The sequence below is a fragment of the Streptomyces sp. MMG1121 genome (genome assembly GCF_001280015.1).
Lineage (GTDB): Bacteria > Actinomycetota > Actinomycetes > Streptomycetales > Streptomycetaceae > Streptomyces.
Map to the genome: position 1 here is coordinate 1 of NZ_LGDV01000242.1, position 13814 is coordinate 13814.

Annotated in this window: 13 protein-coding genes and 2 pseudogenes; 5 read left to right on the plus strand and 10 right to left on the minus strand. The window is 69.4% G+C overall.

The features are described from left to right. Positions 1-728: 728 nt before the first annotated feature. The gene (locus ADK64_RS37675; protein ID WP_053666603.1) at positions 729-1292 is read right to left on the minus strand and encodes a DinB family protein; all 564 of its coding nucleotides are present in this window, start codon (positions 1290-1292) and stop codon (positions 729-731) included. Between the two features lie 211 nt (positions 1293-1503). Between ADK64_RS37675 and ADK64_RS44350 the strand changes: the two are divergent. Further along, positions 1504-2064 (plus strand): annotated as a pseudogene (locus ADK64_RS44350) (IS5 family transposase); the annotation flags it as partial. A 31-nt stretch (positions 2065-2095) separates the two neighbouring features. On the opposite strand, the gene ADK64_RS37680 reads toward ADK64_RS44350, so the two are convergent. Further along, a complete protein-coding gene (locus ADK64_RS37680; RefSeq protein ID WP_053666604.1) occupies positions 2096-2506 on the minus strand; it encodes a RidA family protein in 411 nt (136 codons plus the stop codon). A 222-nt stretch (positions 2507-2728) separates the two neighbouring features. Between ADK64_RS37680 and ADK64_RS45580 the strand changes: the two are divergent. From ADK64_RS45580 to ADK64_RS37695, 3 genes and pseudogenes are all read left to right on the plus strand, one after another. Beyond that, positions 2729-3177, plus strand: a pseudogene (locus ADK64_RS45580) (HAD family hydrolase); the annotation flags it as partial. A gap of 683 nt (positions 3178-3860) precedes the next feature. Then, on the plus strand, positions 3861-4226 hold the full coding sequence (locus ADK64_RS37690; RefSeq protein ID WP_053666606.1) for a hypothetical protein: 366 nt from the start codon (positions 3861-3863) through the stop codon (positions 4224-4226). Then, the gene (locus tag ADK64_RS37695) at positions 4223-4900 is read left to right on the plus strand and encodes a nucleotidyl transferase AbiEii/AbiGii toxin family protein (RefSeq protein WP_053666607.1); all 678 of its coding nucleotides are present in this window, start codon (positions 4223-4225) and stop codon (positions 4898-4900) included. The genes ADK64_RS37690 and ADK64_RS37695 overlap by 4 nt, the downstream gene beginning before the upstream one ends. 290 nt (positions 4901-5190) lie before the next feature. Here the strand turns inward: ADK64_RS37695 and ADK64_RS37700 are convergent, their stop codons facing one another. The 8 genes from ADK64_RS37700 to ADK64_RS37735 all read right to left on the minus strand — a co-directional run bounded on the left by ADK64_RS37700 (position 5191) and on the right by ADK64_RS37735 (position 12669). Then, complete coding sequence (locus ADK64_RS37700) at positions 5191-5955, minus strand: AfsA-related hotdog domain-containing protein (RefSeq protein WP_159046449.1); 765 nt, start codon at positions 5953-5955, stop codon at positions 5191-5193. Continuing rightward, positions 5952-6989: an aldo/keto reductase gene (locus tag ADK64_RS37705; protein WP_053666609.1), complete on the minus strand. Its 1038-nt coding sequence runs from the start codon at positions 6987-6989 to the stop codon at positions 5952-5954. Before ADK64_RS37705 ends, ADK64_RS37700 begins: the two co-directional genes overlap by 4 nt. Next, entirely contained in the window at positions 6986-7711 is a 726-nt protein-coding gene (locus ADK64_RS37710; protein ID WP_053666610.1) for a thioesterase II family protein, read from the minus strand. The genes ADK64_RS37705 and ADK64_RS37710 overlap by 4 nt, the downstream gene beginning before the upstream one ends. A 29-nt stretch (positions 7712-7740) precedes the next feature. Next, positions 7741-9153 (minus strand): class I adenylate-forming enzyme family protein, encoded by a 1413-nt coding sequence (locus tag ADK64_RS37715; protein ID WP_053666611.1) that lies wholly within the window; start codon positions 9151-9153, stop codon positions 7741-7743. 35 nt (positions 9154-9188) lie between these two features. Further along, positions 9189-9791: a hypothetical protein gene (locus tag ADK64_RS37720; protein WP_053666612.1), complete on the minus strand. Its 603-nt coding sequence runs from the start codon at positions 9789-9791 to the stop codon at positions 9189-9191. Then, on the minus strand, positions 9784-10944 hold the full coding sequence (locus tag ADK64_RS37725; RefSeq protein ID WP_063790014.1) for a beta-ketoacyl-[acyl-carrier-protein] synthase family protein: 1161 nt from the start codon (positions 10942-10944) through the stop codon (positions 9784-9786). Before ADK64_RS37725 ends, ADK64_RS37720 begins: the two co-directional genes overlap by 8 nt. A 116-nt stretch (positions 10945-11060) precedes the next feature. Further along, positions 11061-11324 carry an acyl carrier protein gene (locus ADK64_RS37730; protein ID WP_053666614.1) on the minus strand — a complete coding sequence of 88 codons (264 nt, stop codon included), beginning with the start codon at positions 11322-11324 and terminating at the stop codon, positions 11061-11063. Positions 11325-11673: 349 nt separating this feature from the next. After that, a complete protein-coding gene (locus ADK64_RS37735) occupies positions 11674-12669 on the minus strand; it encodes a DMT family transporter (protein ID WP_199829821.1) in 996 nt (331 codons plus the stop codon). A gap of 75 nt (positions 12670-12744) precedes the next feature. Between ADK64_RS37735 and ADK64_RS37740 the strand changes: the two genes are divergently transcribed. Beyond that, positions 12745-13671, plus strand: a complete 927-nt coding sequence (locus tag ADK64_RS37740) for a LysR family transcriptional regulator (RefSeq protein ID WP_053666616.1) — start codon at positions 12745-12747, stop codon at positions 13669-13671. The last annotated feature ends 143 nt before the right edge of the window (positions 13672-13814 follow it).

Genomic DNA, 13814 nt, shown 5'->3' on the forward strand with positions numbered 1-13814 from the left:
CGCCACAGGAGTCAGGCATGACGGATGGTCAGGCACGAGTAGGGGACCGCCTGAAGCCGTTGACAATACAGAACCGGACAAGAAGGTAGCCCCCACCTCATGCGTGCTTCAAAATGAGGCCTGGACCGAAACTGGATCCAACACGCCTCGCCGATGACACCCGTGCCGCGTCACCTATCGGCGTCAGTGAGACTGCTCACCCGCCCAACCAATCTGCGCACTCCACCGTACACCACGAAAAACCACACGTCAGAGAGCCAACAGCACACCGGTACACGCAGATTGACTGACCAACACCAACCGCGAACCCAACCAGTCAAACTGCGAAACCCCAGGCCAGCACACACACCACTACGCAGACCCACTGAGTGTCTGTTTCTGAGCTAGGCATGACATGACCATCTGTGGTGTCTGGGCGTTTGCCCAGCTCAGAATTCGAACGGCGGGGTTTGGGCGGCGGGGGCGGCTGGTCGACGGCTGCTTGGCCGGCACTCCTGTCTCATCGAAGGTTGAGCGCGGTGGGAGGCGGCCTTAGTGATGTTCATGGAAGCTTCGCCAACTCCAAACATGCAGCTAGAAGGCCCTGGTGTGGCGCTCGCCCGGGATGCCAGGGCCTTCTACCTGCGCAGCACGGCGGTTAAAGATCGTGAGGCCTCTCGGCGACAGCAGCCATGGAGCGTCACGCAGTCCACGTAAGTCTCCGAAGCTCGATCGCCGGTTACCGAAAGTCATATTCGGTGCGGTACGGCTCCGTCCTGCCAGCGGTAGAGGTCGCGCAGCAGGGAAATCTCGGCGCCGTGATGGATCAGCTCCCTGTTGACGTGCAGGACGATGCCCTCCATGGGGAACCGCTCGGGACCCGCCGTGGGCGGATTCTCCAGGTCAGCGTCCGAGAGCTCGCGGACCCCCGCGTTCCATCTCCCATACATCTCATCTAGCTGTTTTAGCGCCTCGTCAGCGGTCCCCGCGTAAGCGAACGTCTGGAAGTCGACGTCCTGGCCGCCGAAGTACCATCCGACCCGATAGCCCAGGCACGAGACGATGATGTGCGCCAGCCGCCAGGCAATCGTGGTCAGCGGCGCCGGCACCGGGGCAGGGGACGCGGAGTCCATCGTCCACTCCCCCGAACCTGCCGACATCGGCGCGGCCGACGTGCCACGGGGGCGGATGCTCCAACAGCCGCGCACCGGCTCCCAGAAGTACTCCTCGTCGGTAAGACCGTCCAGCCGTGGCCGCAGGTTCTTGCGCCAGTACCAGTCCAACTGCTCCGCGAGCCGCTCGCTTCTTGTCATTGCCGCACACTACAGACCCGTCGAGCAGAGCGTGCCGGCCTGGTGGACGCAGGACGACTCCGGCTATGCCGTCCGGCATCGCGACCTGGGATTTCTGGGCAACAGGACACCGGTCTCGATGTTGCCGGTTGCGCTGATGAAGTCGTCGTGGTGGTGCGAGAATTAGGCGGGCTTTGGGTCCCGGTGACCTCTTGGTGGCACTGACGGCGGTCAGCATGCCGCCGGGGCTCTCCATCGCCCGGCCCGGAAACCGGGTCGACGCGCTCGTCCTGCAGAGCATCGTCCGGGCGAGGGGATCGGCCGTTCTCGCGGCGGTCTCACGACGAAGATTCACCTGGCGAGCGATGGCGGATGCCGTCCGCTGGCCATCCTGCTCACGCCCGGACAGTGGGGTGACGCGCCGCAGTTGATCCCGGTGCTGGACCGCATCCGTGTCCCGCGTCCAGCCGGCGGTCACCCACGGACGCGTCCGGACCACACGTGCGGCGACAAGGCGTACAGCTCGCGCCGAAACCGCCGTTACCTGCGGCGACGGTAAATCCGGCACACGATTCCCGAGCGCCGGGACCAGCGAGCCAACCGCCGACGGCGCGGCAGTCGGGGCGGTCGCCCCGCTGGTTTCGACCGGGCACTGTATGCCCGCCGGAACGAAGTCGAGCGGACCCTCAACGCTCTCAAGGGCTTCCGCGCCGTGGCGACCCGGTACGACAAGAGAGCGTACGTCTTTCACGGAACGATCGCCCTCGCTGCGATCCGGCTGTGGGTTCGTTGATGGTCCGCCGCACAGTCCTTGGTCCCTCAGTTCACCGGACGAGCCCGATGGCTTCAATCTCGATCATCCACTCGGGGTCGGCGAGTGAGGAGACCTCTACGAACGACTCGGCAAGGTGGGGCTCGTTGGGGAAATGTTCCGCGCGCAGCTTGGCGAAGATGTCCTGCCGTGCAATGTCGGTGACGAACACGGTCGCCTTGACCACGTGGGCGAGGCTGGAGCCCGCGTTCGTCAATACCGTCGACAGGTTCGCGAGTGCCTGGCGGGCCTGCGCCTCGAAGTCCCCGGCGCCGACCGTGGCCCCCTGGGCGTCGATCGGGGCCTGGCCCGAGGTGAAGACCAGATTCCCGACGCGGATGCCGAGCGATATGCCGGCCGACTCGTACCAGTCGGGCTCCGCGGAAACGCGTACACGCTCAGCGGCGGGCGGTGTCACGGACATGGTGCTGACACTCCTTCAAAACTGCTTGTGTGTAGCCGAGTGGCGGCAGCCGCCAGCTCGATGGTGATCCATCCAGGACAGCCACGGAATGCCGTGATCCATTCCCGAGGGCCCAGTGGGGTCGCTTCTGGGCCAGATCGAGTGTGAGCGCGCGGTGACGGTTGTCCAAGTACGCGAGGGCGCCCCACACCTCGGACATGATTCATCGGACGGGCCTAGCACCTGGACGAGAGTGACCTCTACGACGACGTACGGCCTGCGCTGTCCGCTCTGCGGCAGGCGGGGTTGCGCGTCATCGTCGCCGGGAACCAGACCGTTCGTGCGGGAGAGCTTCTGCACGGCCTGGACCTCCCCGCTGATCTCGTCGCCACCTCCGGACAGTGGGGTGTGGCAAAACCCCGACGTGCCTTCTTCGAACTGCGTTGGAGGTGTCCTGGACTGCCGCCGAAGCGACCCTCTACGTCGGCGACCACCCGGCCAAGGCAGCAGGCCTACGCGTGGCTCGCATCCGGCGCGGGCCGTGGGGGCGTCTGCGGGCGGACGACCCGGATGTCGTCGCAGCCGCCGACTGGAGGGTCGACGGCCTGGACCAACTCGTCCGGATCTTCGGGGGCTGGGCCGTGTCATCACCCGTCAGCAAGTCGCGCGCGTACCGCGCGAAGCGGACGTAGGGAGCTGGAACAGGTATGCCCGGCAGGATCGGCGCAGTGGGCTGAACGGGGGTCGGCAACTGCACGCTCGAGGCGATCGCGTACGCCCTGGGCACCGGTCCCTCCCACCTGTACGCCGACCGCGACCCGGTCCGTCCCCCTGCCCGAACTCCGCAAGGCTGTCGTAGAAGCCGCACGGTGGCGTCTGGCGGCCCAGTACACACTCATCGCCCGCCAGCTGGCCGTGCTCCTGGTGACGGGCTACCGGTCAGCGGACGCCGTCGCCCGCACATTCGGTGCTCACGATCTCTCCGCACGCCTGATCGAACTCATGCGATGGGCGGCCCGCGAGGTCGGGGACCCGCTGCTCATCGCCTCGGTCGCCTGCGTCGGGACGGGGACGCGCTGCGCGCCCGCACCCTCATGCGCCACGAGATACCCGCGCCGCGCCGGCCCACCTCGATGAGGTCCACCGGTTCGCCGACCGGATCCAGGAAGGTGTCCGCCTCGGTGGCGATCAGGTCAGGCGGGCGCTGGAGGTCGCGCACGGGTGGAGGCCCCCGCAGGCAGGGCTGCCGGGCCGAGCGTCGCAGTGGCTTCTCCATCGATCAGTTCTGGGCGGCCCGCGCACGAAAGCGTCGTCCGACGGGTCGATCGCCGGGGTGCGTGGTCATGGCGATGTTCGAGGGGTGATACTGGGAGGCATGTCCGTGTCCTCCACGTTTTCGGCGCCGAGCGCATACGAGATGCTGCGCAGGCAGTACGCCTTGCGACTTCCCATGTCGTTGGAGGAGCTGGCCGGTCCGACGGCGGGCACGGTGGATCTGCCGCTGCATGTCGTCTGGTCCGGCCGTCGCTCGTACGGGCTGAGCCAGCCTCGCTCGCGGATGAGTCTTTACCGCACCGTACTGGCGGAAGGGCAGCGTCAGGATCTGATCGCGTTCCTCAACCGCGACCTGCTCATCGCCCAGTGGCCGATCCTGCGCACGCTGATCAGCCGTCCTCTGCGGGACGCCTGGGAGAACCGCTTCCCCGAGCTGCCTGCGGACAAGGCCAGCACTGCCGCGTGAACCTCTCCGAGCTGCACCGTCGCCTCCTGGCCGACGTCCTCGAGATCGGGACCCCGACCCCGTACCCTTTGGTGATCACCGGTGGGTACGCGGTCCAGGCGCACGGCCTGGTCGACCGTCTCTCCCAGGACGTCGACGTAGCCACCGAGAACCCGGCGCCGATCAGCGAGATCGTGCGTTCCGTGGGTGACGGGCTCACGGAGCGTGGCTGGCAGGTCGAGCAGATTGAGGTCGGGCCGCTTTCCGGCCGGCTCGTCGCCACCGCCCCCGGCACAGGCGAACAGTGCGAGGTCGACATCCTCAAAGAGGTGCTGTGGCACCCGCCGAAGTCCAGCGCGTACGGCCCGGTGCTGTCGCTGGACGACGTGATCGGAACGAAGGTACGGGCGCTGGCTGACAGAGGAGCGGTGCGCGATCTGATCGACGTCCACGCCGCGTCCCAGCAGCGGTCCCGGGCCGACCTCGAGAACCTCGGCCGCCGCCACGCCCGGTACGTCTTCAGTCTGGAAGACCTTCGCGACCGTCTGGCCGGCGCGGAGTGGTGGGACGACCAGGACTACGCCGGCTACGGCCTCCAATCCGATCAGATCGACGCCCTGCGCATGTGGGCGCTGGAATGGGCCACCGACATCGGCACACGTCTGCAGAATGAGCAAGATCCCGACGATCTATGACCGGGGCGTCCGGGGGTCCGAGATGGAGCGGGTCCGCCTGCTGAAGGCCGGGCTGGGGGCGCCGTCGGCGTCGGTAGTGCCGCTGAGGGCAGCTCAGCCGGCCGCCAGGCTCCAGTGCCGGCCGTCGATGCCGCAGCAAGGAGGACAGCAGTAATGATTCCTGCCCCGTCAGCGGCGGCTGGACACGGCCGAGGGGCGGTCCGGGAAAGAGAACACGGGTCGGCAATCGACCCACCTCACTCACCCAAACCGCCCCTGGACAGGCAAAACGTCAAAGTGCTGCTGGAGTACTAGCCGGTGAGCACGGTGCCTTCGAAGACCCGTCTGCCGGACTGGAGCGCCCACACCTCGACGGTCTTTTCCGCCGTGGTCGCGGTGGCGTCGTGCAGGTGGAGACGGACCGGCTCGTCGGGGGTCGTGTAGCCGGTGAAGGTGCAGGTCAGGCCGGTCGGGGTGGTGTCCGGACCGGCCGCCGCGTCGAGGGCCGCGGCGGCCAGCACCATTCCGGGGATGTGGTCCACGGGCTTCCCACGGAACACCAGCTGCTCCGGAGCGGGACGGAACTCACGGCCGCCTGTGGCGGATTCCCCGGCCCCTTCCCCGCCGCCGCCGGAACCGCGGACGAAGCGGTAGACGGCCGGCGACAGGAAGGCGAAGTCGACCTCGGCCCGGCCGGCCGGCGGCTCGCCGTCGGCCGGCTCACCCCGGAACCGGGCGCCGACGAGCCGGCCGCGGCGCAGGTCCGGCTGTAGGCAGGACAGCCGCAGCGTCGTCTCCGTCCCCGGCTCCAACGGAGCCGGGGACCCGGCCGTCATGGTGCATGACAGCGACCGGAAGACGCAGTGGTCGCCGCGCGGCACGCCGTACGCCTCGTGGGCCACCAGGAGCGCCGCCTGCCGCACGGCGTGCGCGGTGGCCAGCGGCCACTCGCCGTGCCGGTAGCGCAGCCGGACGACGAACTCGTGCTCGCCCACCTGTTCCCAGTTGACCGGCGAGAACCCGGCTGCCGGATCGTCGAGGTCGGCCGGTGCCCGGTGCACCTGACGGGCCGTCATCGCGTGCTCCGGCGGCGCAGCGCCGCCGCGGTCAGCTCCGGCGCCGCCCATCCGCCGTCCTCCGCGTTGAGGGTGTGGCCGGGAGGGACGATCTCGTCTATGCGGTCGAGGACGTCCTGGCCGAGCTGCACGTTTGCGGAGCTCAGCTGGCTGTTCAGGTGCTCCAGGGTGCGGGGGCCGATGATCGCCGAGGCGACGCCGGGGTGCTCCATGACGAAGGCCAGGGCGAGTTCGATCAGTGTGAGGCCGGCCGCCTCGGCGAGCAGGGCCAGCTGCTCCACCGCCTCCAGCTTGTGCTGGTTGGCTTCGGCCGACATGTCGTACCGCTTGCCCCAGCGGCTCGCCCGGCGGGTGGGCGCGATCTCCTGGCCCTTGCGGAAGCGGCCGGTCAGCCAGCCGCCGGCGAGCGGGCTCCAGGTCGCCACGCCCATCCCGTACTTCTGGCACACCGGCAGTACGTCGGACTCGATCTCGCGGGCGAGCAGCGAGTACGGCGGCTGTTCGGTGACGAAGCGTTCCCGGTGGCGCCGCTCGGCCACCCACTGCGCCTCGACGATCTGATGGGCCGGGAACGTGGAGCTGCCCAGGTAGCGGATCTTCCCGGCGCGTACCAGATCGGTGAGGGCGCCCAGCGTCTCGTCGATGTCGGTGTGCGGGTCCGGGCGGTGCATCTGGTAGATGTCGATCCAGTCCGTCCCCAGCCGCCGCAGACTGTTGTCGACCGCCTGGTTGATCCAGCGGCGGCTGTTGCCACGGGAGTTGGGGTCGGCGCCCATCGGGGCGTGGCACTTGGTGGCCAGCACCACCCGGTCCCGCCTGCCCGAGCGGGCCAGTGCCTTGCCCACGATCTCCTCGGACTCGCCGCGCGAGTAGGAGTCCGCGGTGTCGATGTAGTTGATGCCGGCGTCCATCGCCCGCTCGATGATGCGGATCGAGTCGTCGGCGCTGTTGTCGCCCCACGCCCCGAACATCAGCGTGCCCAGGCACAGCTGGCTCACGCGGACGCCCGTGCTGCCGAGATAGCGGTACTTCATGCGGTGGCGACCCCCGGCGCCTTGGTGCCGGTCACGCGCGTGGCGACGTGCTCCGGCCAGTCGTAGAGGAAGTAGTGCCCGCCGGTCAGGTATTCGACCTCGACCGGGCCGGTGGTGTACTCCGACCAGCGGGGAAGCTGGTCGGCCTGCGTCATCTCGTCCTCCCGGCCCGCGAGGACGTGCACCGGGACGGAGACCCGGTGCACGGGCTGGGCCGGGGTGTAGGCGTGCACCATGCGCTGGTCGTTGCGGATGATGTGCAGGAAGCCCTCGGCCATGGCGCGGCTCAGTCCCTTGGGAACGCCCCCGACCGAGGAGAGTTCGGCGAAGAGTTCGTCGTCGGGCAGTTGTGCCACGCGCTTGCCCCAGGCGGTCTGCAGATGCGGGGGGTTGCGGCCGGAGACGATGAGGGTCCGCGGGGTCTTCAGGCCCCGGCGCTCCAGGTGGCAGACCATCTCGTAGGCCAGCAGCGCCCCCATGCAGTGGCCGAGCAGGACGAAGTCGTCGCCCGTCAGCCGGTCCAGCAGCGCGTCGCACAGGTCGACGGCTGCGGCCGGCAGTTCGGTGGCGAACGGCTCCGAACGGCGCACGCCGCGGCCGGCGGGTTCCAGCGGGACGACCTCGACGTTCTCGGGGAAGGTGCGCTGCCAGGGCCGGAACACCCCGGCGGAGCCGCCGGCGTGGGGGACGCAGAAGAGCTGGGTACGGTCGTTGTTCGGCACGGTGCCGGTCCTTTCTTGCTCTGCGGGGATCACTTGTGCTGCGCGGTCGCCGCGAGCGGGACGATCGTGATGCGCCGGGGACGTTCGCTGCGCATCAGCAGGGGGCGCAGGGCGTCGCGCACCATCGCCTCGGTGACCAGCACCGGTTCGGACGCGTGGATCTCCAGGTCGACGCAGTTCTCACCGTCGTCGTCCGTGCCGATCACCGGCACGCAGCGGGCGACGCCCGGGATGGTCTGCGCGGCCTGGCGGATCGAGTACAGGGAGACCTTCTCGCCGCGGATCACCACGAAGTCGGAGAGGCGCCCCTGGTAGTACAGGTAGCCCTCCTCGTCGCGCCGGAACAGGTCGCCCGTGGCCACCACGCCCGGCTCCAGCAACGGCTGGCGTGCCGCGGGGCCCACCTTGCGCAGCAGCGCGGTGTCGGTGGTCACGACCAGTTCCCCCACTCCGTCGGCGTCGGTGTCGCGCAGGGTGACGGTGACGTCGTCCAGCGGCAGTCCGACCGAGGCGTGGCGGTGGGCGGGTTCGCGGTGGGCTGCCAGGGTGGCCACCCGGGGGCCGGCCTCCGTCAGCCCGTAGGTGAGGTACAGCTCGCCGCCGGGGTGCAGGTCCAGCAGTCCGGAGACGTGTCCGGGCAGCAGCCGGTCGCCGCCGACGGCGAGCGAACGCAGCGGCGCGGGCAGCGTTTGTCCGGTCTCCAGCAGTTGCCGGGCGATCGTCGGGGTGATGGACGAGGAGGTGATCCGGTGTCGCTGGATGGTCGCGTGGTAGGCGGCGGGGTTGAAGGGCGGCCCGGAGATCACCAGCCCGGCGCCGGTGACCAGTGCGGTCATCGCCTGCGCGACGATCGCGTACGAGTAGTACAGCGGCAGGGTGATCAGGAGCCGGTCGTCGGCGCGGACGCCGACCGCGGCGCTGTGCCGGCGGGCGTTGCACAGCAGCGAGTCCAGCCGGTGCAGGCACGCGCTGAACATCCCGGAGGTGCCCGAGGTGAGCATGAGCACCTCGCCCGCCCGGTAGGCGCCCTGGGGTCCGCCCATGGGGAGCAGGACCGCTTCCTCGGAGCCGGCCCGGTGCACCGTGTCCGCGCCGTAGCGGGCGGGGTCGATCCGGGCGGCGACCAGGGCGCCGGCCTTGAGGTGTTCGGCGAGCGCGGTGATCCGCGCCGAGGAGGTCGAGGGAGACACCGCCAGCGGGACACAGCCGCTGAGCAGCACGGCGAAGTACTGCTTGAGCAGGTGCGCCCCGTTGGACAGGGCGATGACGACGGGGGTTCCCTCGGCCAGCTTCAGGCTCCGGAGGTCGGCGAGGACCTCGTCGAAGTCCGGCTCGGCGGCGGTGGCGTGCAGGCGGCTGAGGTCGACGGTGCGGGACAGCAGGGCGACGACGTCGTCGCGGGTGATCCCCAGTGCAGGGGCGGCCAGGGCGTGGGTCGGCATGGCGGACGGTCTCCTCTTCAGCAGGTCCGCGGCGTTCACAGGGCCGCGTCGGCCGGCACGTGGACCGGCGCCGTAAGACGCTTCAGATCGGGCTCGGGGTACGGCTTCGCGGTGGGAGGGGACTGCAGCACACAGGCGCGGGCGCCGTGTGCGTCCCCGTCGACGCGATGCGCTCCGACGAGCACGAAACGCGCGCTGCCGCGGGCGATCCAGCCCTCCGCCATCGCCAGCGCTGCCGGCAGCGCCGCCTCGGGCGGCATCGACAGGGTCAGCGTGGGGCCGCGGAAGCCGCCCCGGATGCAGGGCAGTCCGGCGACGGATCCGGGGTTGGCGCCGGCGAACTTCAGCGGTGAGAGCCGCCCGCGGGGCGTGGCCCGGGCGATGGTCCGCATGGTGTCCAGGGTGCACACGTCGCTGATGGCGATCATGGCCACGTGGTCCCCGGCGGCGGCCAGATCGGCCGGGCAGTCCTCGACGGCCCGGGCCACCGCCTCGGCCATGAGCCAGGCGACCGGGTCGGCGAACAGGGACGAGCCGTTGTGCGTGTGCTCGGCGAGCGTGGTGGTGAGCACCTCCCCGTACCCCGTCGCGGCCAGGGGACGGCACTTGCCGGTGGGCTTGGCGTGGAGGTCACTCATGGTCGCTCCCGGGGCGGGACAGGAGCAGTGCGGTGTTGAAGCCGCCGAACCCCAGGGTCAGGCTGAGTCCCGCCGTCCCGTGCACCGGACTCGGCGCGCCGGCAGGCAACGGGAGCGGGAAGTCGTCCATCGGGGTGTCGAGCCCCTGCACGGGCGGCACCAGGCCGTCCTCGAGCGCCTTGACGACGGTGATCGCCTCGATGGTTCCGCAGGCTCCGAGGCTGTGGCCGAGCGCGCCCTTGGTTCCGTAGACGATCGGGCCGGCCGCGCCGGAGCCGAACAGGGTGCGCAGGCTGGTGGCCTCGACGGCGTCGTTGACCGGAGTGCCGGTGCCGTGCGCACTCACCACGGCGACGTCGTCCGTCGTCAGTGCGGTGCCGGCCAGGGCCCGTTCGACGGCGAGCACGACACTGCTGCCGCTCGGGTCGGGAGCTGTCATCCCGGCCGCGTCGTTGGCCGATCCGGTGCCCCGCAGCAGCGCGTGGACTCGGGCCGAACGCGCGCGGGCGTGGTCGGCCGATTCCAGGACGAGGACGCCGGCGCCCTCGCCGAGCACCATGCCGTTGTGGCGGCTGTCGAAGCTGCGCAGCGCCTGGTCGGACATGGTGCCGAGCATCGAGTGGCCGAGTCGTTTGGCGGGCGTCACCACGTCGGTGCCGACGCAGACGCAGATCTCGCGGCGGCCGGAGCGGATCAGCTCGGCCCCCATCAGGACGGCGTCCGAACCGGCGGAGCAGGCGGTGGTCACGCACAGCGGCGGCCGGGGATACCCGAGCCGCTGCGCGACCTGTTCGGCCCAGGCGTAGAGCGAGGGCGACTCCGGGTCGTCGAGATTTCCGGCGTAGCTGGTGCCGAGAATGAGTTCGAGGCCGTCCGCGTCGATGGTGATTCCGGCGTCGGCGAGCGCGGATTCGACTGCGGAAGCGGCGAAGAGAAGATTCCTGGAATGCGGGCCTTCATGCAGCGGTACGGTCGGCACAATGGCGGCCAGATCGCTGCGGACCGGAATTTCCGACAGTGTCGGACGTACTCCAGATTTACCTTCCAGCAGGTCGTTCCATACATCATCCACGGAGTTGCCGAGTGGCGTCACCCAGCCCATTCCGGTAATGAAACACGGATCCTGCGGAACCGATATGTTGGGGTTGTCCATCCCCGTTCCCCCTGTTTATCCATCCCCGCTCTCCTGCTTTTCGCAGGTGCGGAGCGAATGCGGTGCCCGGCCGCACTTGGCGGCCGGACACCGCCTTGCTGTGATCGCGTCCGGACTCAGACGCCGGCGGCAGCGACCTGCTGCTGACGCTCGACAAGCGAGGTCAGCGAGGCAATGGTGGCGAAGTGCTCGGGCGTGAAGTCGTCGTCCGCGATGGTGATGTCGAACGCCTCCTCGACCTGCACCCGCAGCTCCACGAAGCCCAGCGAGTCCACGCCCAGCACGTCCCGAAGGCTGTCGTGCTCGCCCATACGGTCGGTCGGGACCTCGACGTACACGTGCGAGACGAGAATTTGCTTGATGGTTTCGGCGATAGCCATAACAACCACTTTCCGATCCCCCGAAACGGAAATTCGGGAATTAAGAATGCTAGCAGTCCCCGGGATCCCCGGGATGCCTCTCGATGCTAAGTTGATCTAGTGTCGACGTCAAACGATCAAGGTGTGGGCTAGATCTCACCGAGGGCGTATGCGCCAGGAGCGTCGTCAATAGAACGACAAAAAAACCGCCGCGAATTCCGGGAAGTTTCTTTCGTGTTACCGGGTCCCGAAACAAAGGCAGGCGACGGAACGAAATATAAGGGTAGACACCGCCGCCAGTGGAACGACCGCGTTCACCGACGGCGGCCGGCGGGCCACGGCACGGGCAGCGTCACGTACCGGACGGCTGTCAGCGGTCCGCGTCGGATGTCGCGGACGCACGACGCTGCGACAGCGCGGCGCCCACCAGGATGACGACGGCGCCGACCGGCTGGTGCCAGTTCAGCACCTCGCCGAGGACGATCACGCCGGCGGCGGTGGAGACCACGGGCACCAGGTACGTGACCATGGACGCCACCGTGGCGCCCGCGTCCCGCACCAGCCCGTACTGGATGAGGAAGGCGATCCCGGTGCCCAGCGCGCCGAGCACGATCAGGGACGCGGTCTGGGCGACCGGGAAGTGCGTGGGTACCGACGTCAGGAACGGTGTCGCCACGGCGAGTTCGACGGCCCCCGCGGTGACCTGAGCGGCGGACAGCGCCACGCTGGAGTGACCGGAGTCGGTCAGGAAACGGCGGACGTACACCCAGCCGGCACCCATGCTCAGCGCCGCGCCCAGCGCCATGCCGGCGCCCACCGGGTCGCCGACGTTCGCGCCGTTCCAGATCCCGAAGACCACCAGCACGCCGAGGAAGCCGATGCCCATGCCCACGAGGCGGTTGCGGGTGGGCCGCTCACTGGGCAGCGCACTGATCGCCACCAGCAGGGTGAACAGCGGGGTGGTGGCGTTGCAGATACCGGCCAGCGCCGAGGTGATGCGTTGCTCGGAGTAGGCGAAGAGCGTGAACGGCAGGGCGTTGAGCAGGAAGGCGGCCACGGCCAGATGCAGCCACAGCCGGGGGCTGCGAGGCAGCGGCTCGCGTTTGGCGGCCAGCACGATCAGCAGTGTCACCGCGCCGAAGACGACCCGGCCCAGGGAGACCTGGACCGGTGCGTACGCCTCACCGCTGATCTTGACGAAGAGGAAGCTCAGCCCCCAGAGCAGCGCCAGAAACACGAAACGTATACGCCAGTCGAGGCGCGGACCGGGTGCCGCAGCGGACGCACCGCCGGAACGGGCCGCGGGCACCTCGGGCGTGGGTGCCACGGCTCCGCCGGCCTCGGCGGCGGAAAGGGAGGAGTCCATGATCGAAACACTGCTGCCCCCTACACGGAAGCACAAGCGAGAGATTCTGAGAGCTCACTGTAGGATTGCTTCAACATGCTCAACCTCGAACGTCTCCGCATCCTTCAGGCAATAGGTGTATACGGCTCCGTCAGCGGGGCCGCCGACGTGCTGCACGTCACCACATCGGCCGTCTCCCAGCAGATCCGCAAGCTGGAGCAGGAGACCGGCCACCAGCTGGTGAAACGCAGCGGCCGGGGGGTGGAACTGACCTTCATCGCCCAGCGGTTGGCCGCCCGCGCCGAACAGGTCCTGGCGCTCGTGGAGGAGACCGAGGCCGAGCTGCAGGCCTACCGGAGCTCCCCCATGGGCGAGCTCACCCTCGGCGCGTTTCCCACCGCCGCCCGCGGACTGGTGCCGCCGGCCCTGCGCCTCCTCGCCGAACGCGCACCCGAACTCATGCTGCACATAAGGGAGTTGGACTTCGACTCGCCGCTCGTCCAGGTCGAGCGCGGCGACCTGGACGTAGGCCTGGTCCAGGACTGGGAGCACGTGCCGATCACATGGCCGACGACCGTGCGCAAGAAGCTCCTCATGACGGACGGCGCGAAGGTCGCCCTGCCCGCGACGCACCGGCTGGCCGACCGGCCGACCGTCCGTATCGCCGACCTGGTCGACGAGGAGTGGATCAGCAGGGTGCGACGCTCCACCTGCCACGAGTGGCTGCTGTTCACCATGCGGGAACACGGCACCGAGCCGCGCATCGTGCACACGGTCAACGAACACCCCACCCAACTCGCCCTGGTCGCGGCGGGCGTCGGACTGGCCATGGTGCCCACCCTCGGGCTCGCCCCCCTCCCCGCCGGCGCCCGGGTCCTCCCCATCGAGCCGCAGCTCACCCGCCGCGTCTACGCGGTATGGCGTGCCGAAGGCTCCGTACGCCCGTCGGTACGGGCCACGGTCGACGCCCTGTCGGCCGTCGGCGAGGAACTGTCCCGGGGTACGGCGGCTCCGGTCGCCTGAATCCGGGCGCGCGGTACCGGGTTGTCGCGTGACGGCACCGGCCGGGCCCCGACGGCGGTGCAACGGCCTCGACGGCGGTGCAACGGCCCCGAGCCGGTCCGGCACGATCGCCCGCGTCCGTGAACTCATCGTCCGCGCTTGGT

What these genes read in the sequence shown, in the direction of transcription:
- ADK64_RS37675 (WP_053666603.1), bottom strand. Translation starts at nt 1,292, where the DNA reads ATGACAAGAAGCGAGCGGCTCGCGGAGCAGTTGGACTGGTACTGGCGC.
- ADK64_RS37680 (WP_053666604.1), bottom strand. Translation starts at nt 2,506, where the DNA reads ATGTCCGTGACACCGCCCGCCGCTGAGCGTGTACGCGTTTCCGCGGAG.
- ADK64_RS37690 (WP_053666606.1), top strand. Translation starts at nt 3,861, where the DNA reads ATGTCCGTGTCCTCCACGTTTTCGGCGCCGAGCGCATACGAGATGCTG.
- ADK64_RS37700 (WP_159046449.1), bottom strand. Translation starts at nt 5,955, where the DNA reads ATGACGGCCCGTCAGGTGCACCGGGCACCGGCCGACCTCGACGATCCG.
- ADK64_RS37705 (WP_053666609.1), bottom strand. Translation starts at nt 6,989, where the DNA reads ATGAAGTACCGCTATCTCGGCAGCACGGGCGTCCGCGTGAGCCAGCTG.
- ADK64_RS37715 (WP_053666611.1), bottom strand. Translation starts at nt 9,153, where the DNA reads ATGCCGACCCACGCCCTGGCCGCCCCTGCACTGGGGATCACCCGCGAC.
- ADK64_RS37720 (WP_053666612.1), bottom strand. Translation starts at nt 9,791, where the DNA reads ATGAGTGACCTCCACGCCAAGCCCACCGGCAAGTGCCGTCCCCTGGCC.
- ADK64_RS37725 (WP_063790014.1), bottom strand. Translation starts at nt 10,944, where the DNA reads ATGGACAACCCCAACATATCGGTTCCGCAGGATCCGTGTTTCATTACC.
- ADK64_RS37730 (WP_053666614.1), bottom strand. Translation starts at nt 11,324, where the DNA reads ATGGCTATCGCCGAAACCATCAAGCAAATTCTCGTCTCGCACGTGTAC.
- ADK64_RS37735 (WP_199829821.1), bottom strand. Translation starts at nt 12,669, where the DNA reads ATGGACTCCTCCCTTTCCGCCGCCGAGGCCGGCGGAGCCGTGGCACCC.
- ADK64_RS37740 (WP_053666616.1), top strand. Translation starts at nt 12,745, where the DNA reads ATGCTCAACCTCGAACGTCTCCGCATCCTTCAGGCAATAGGTGTATAC.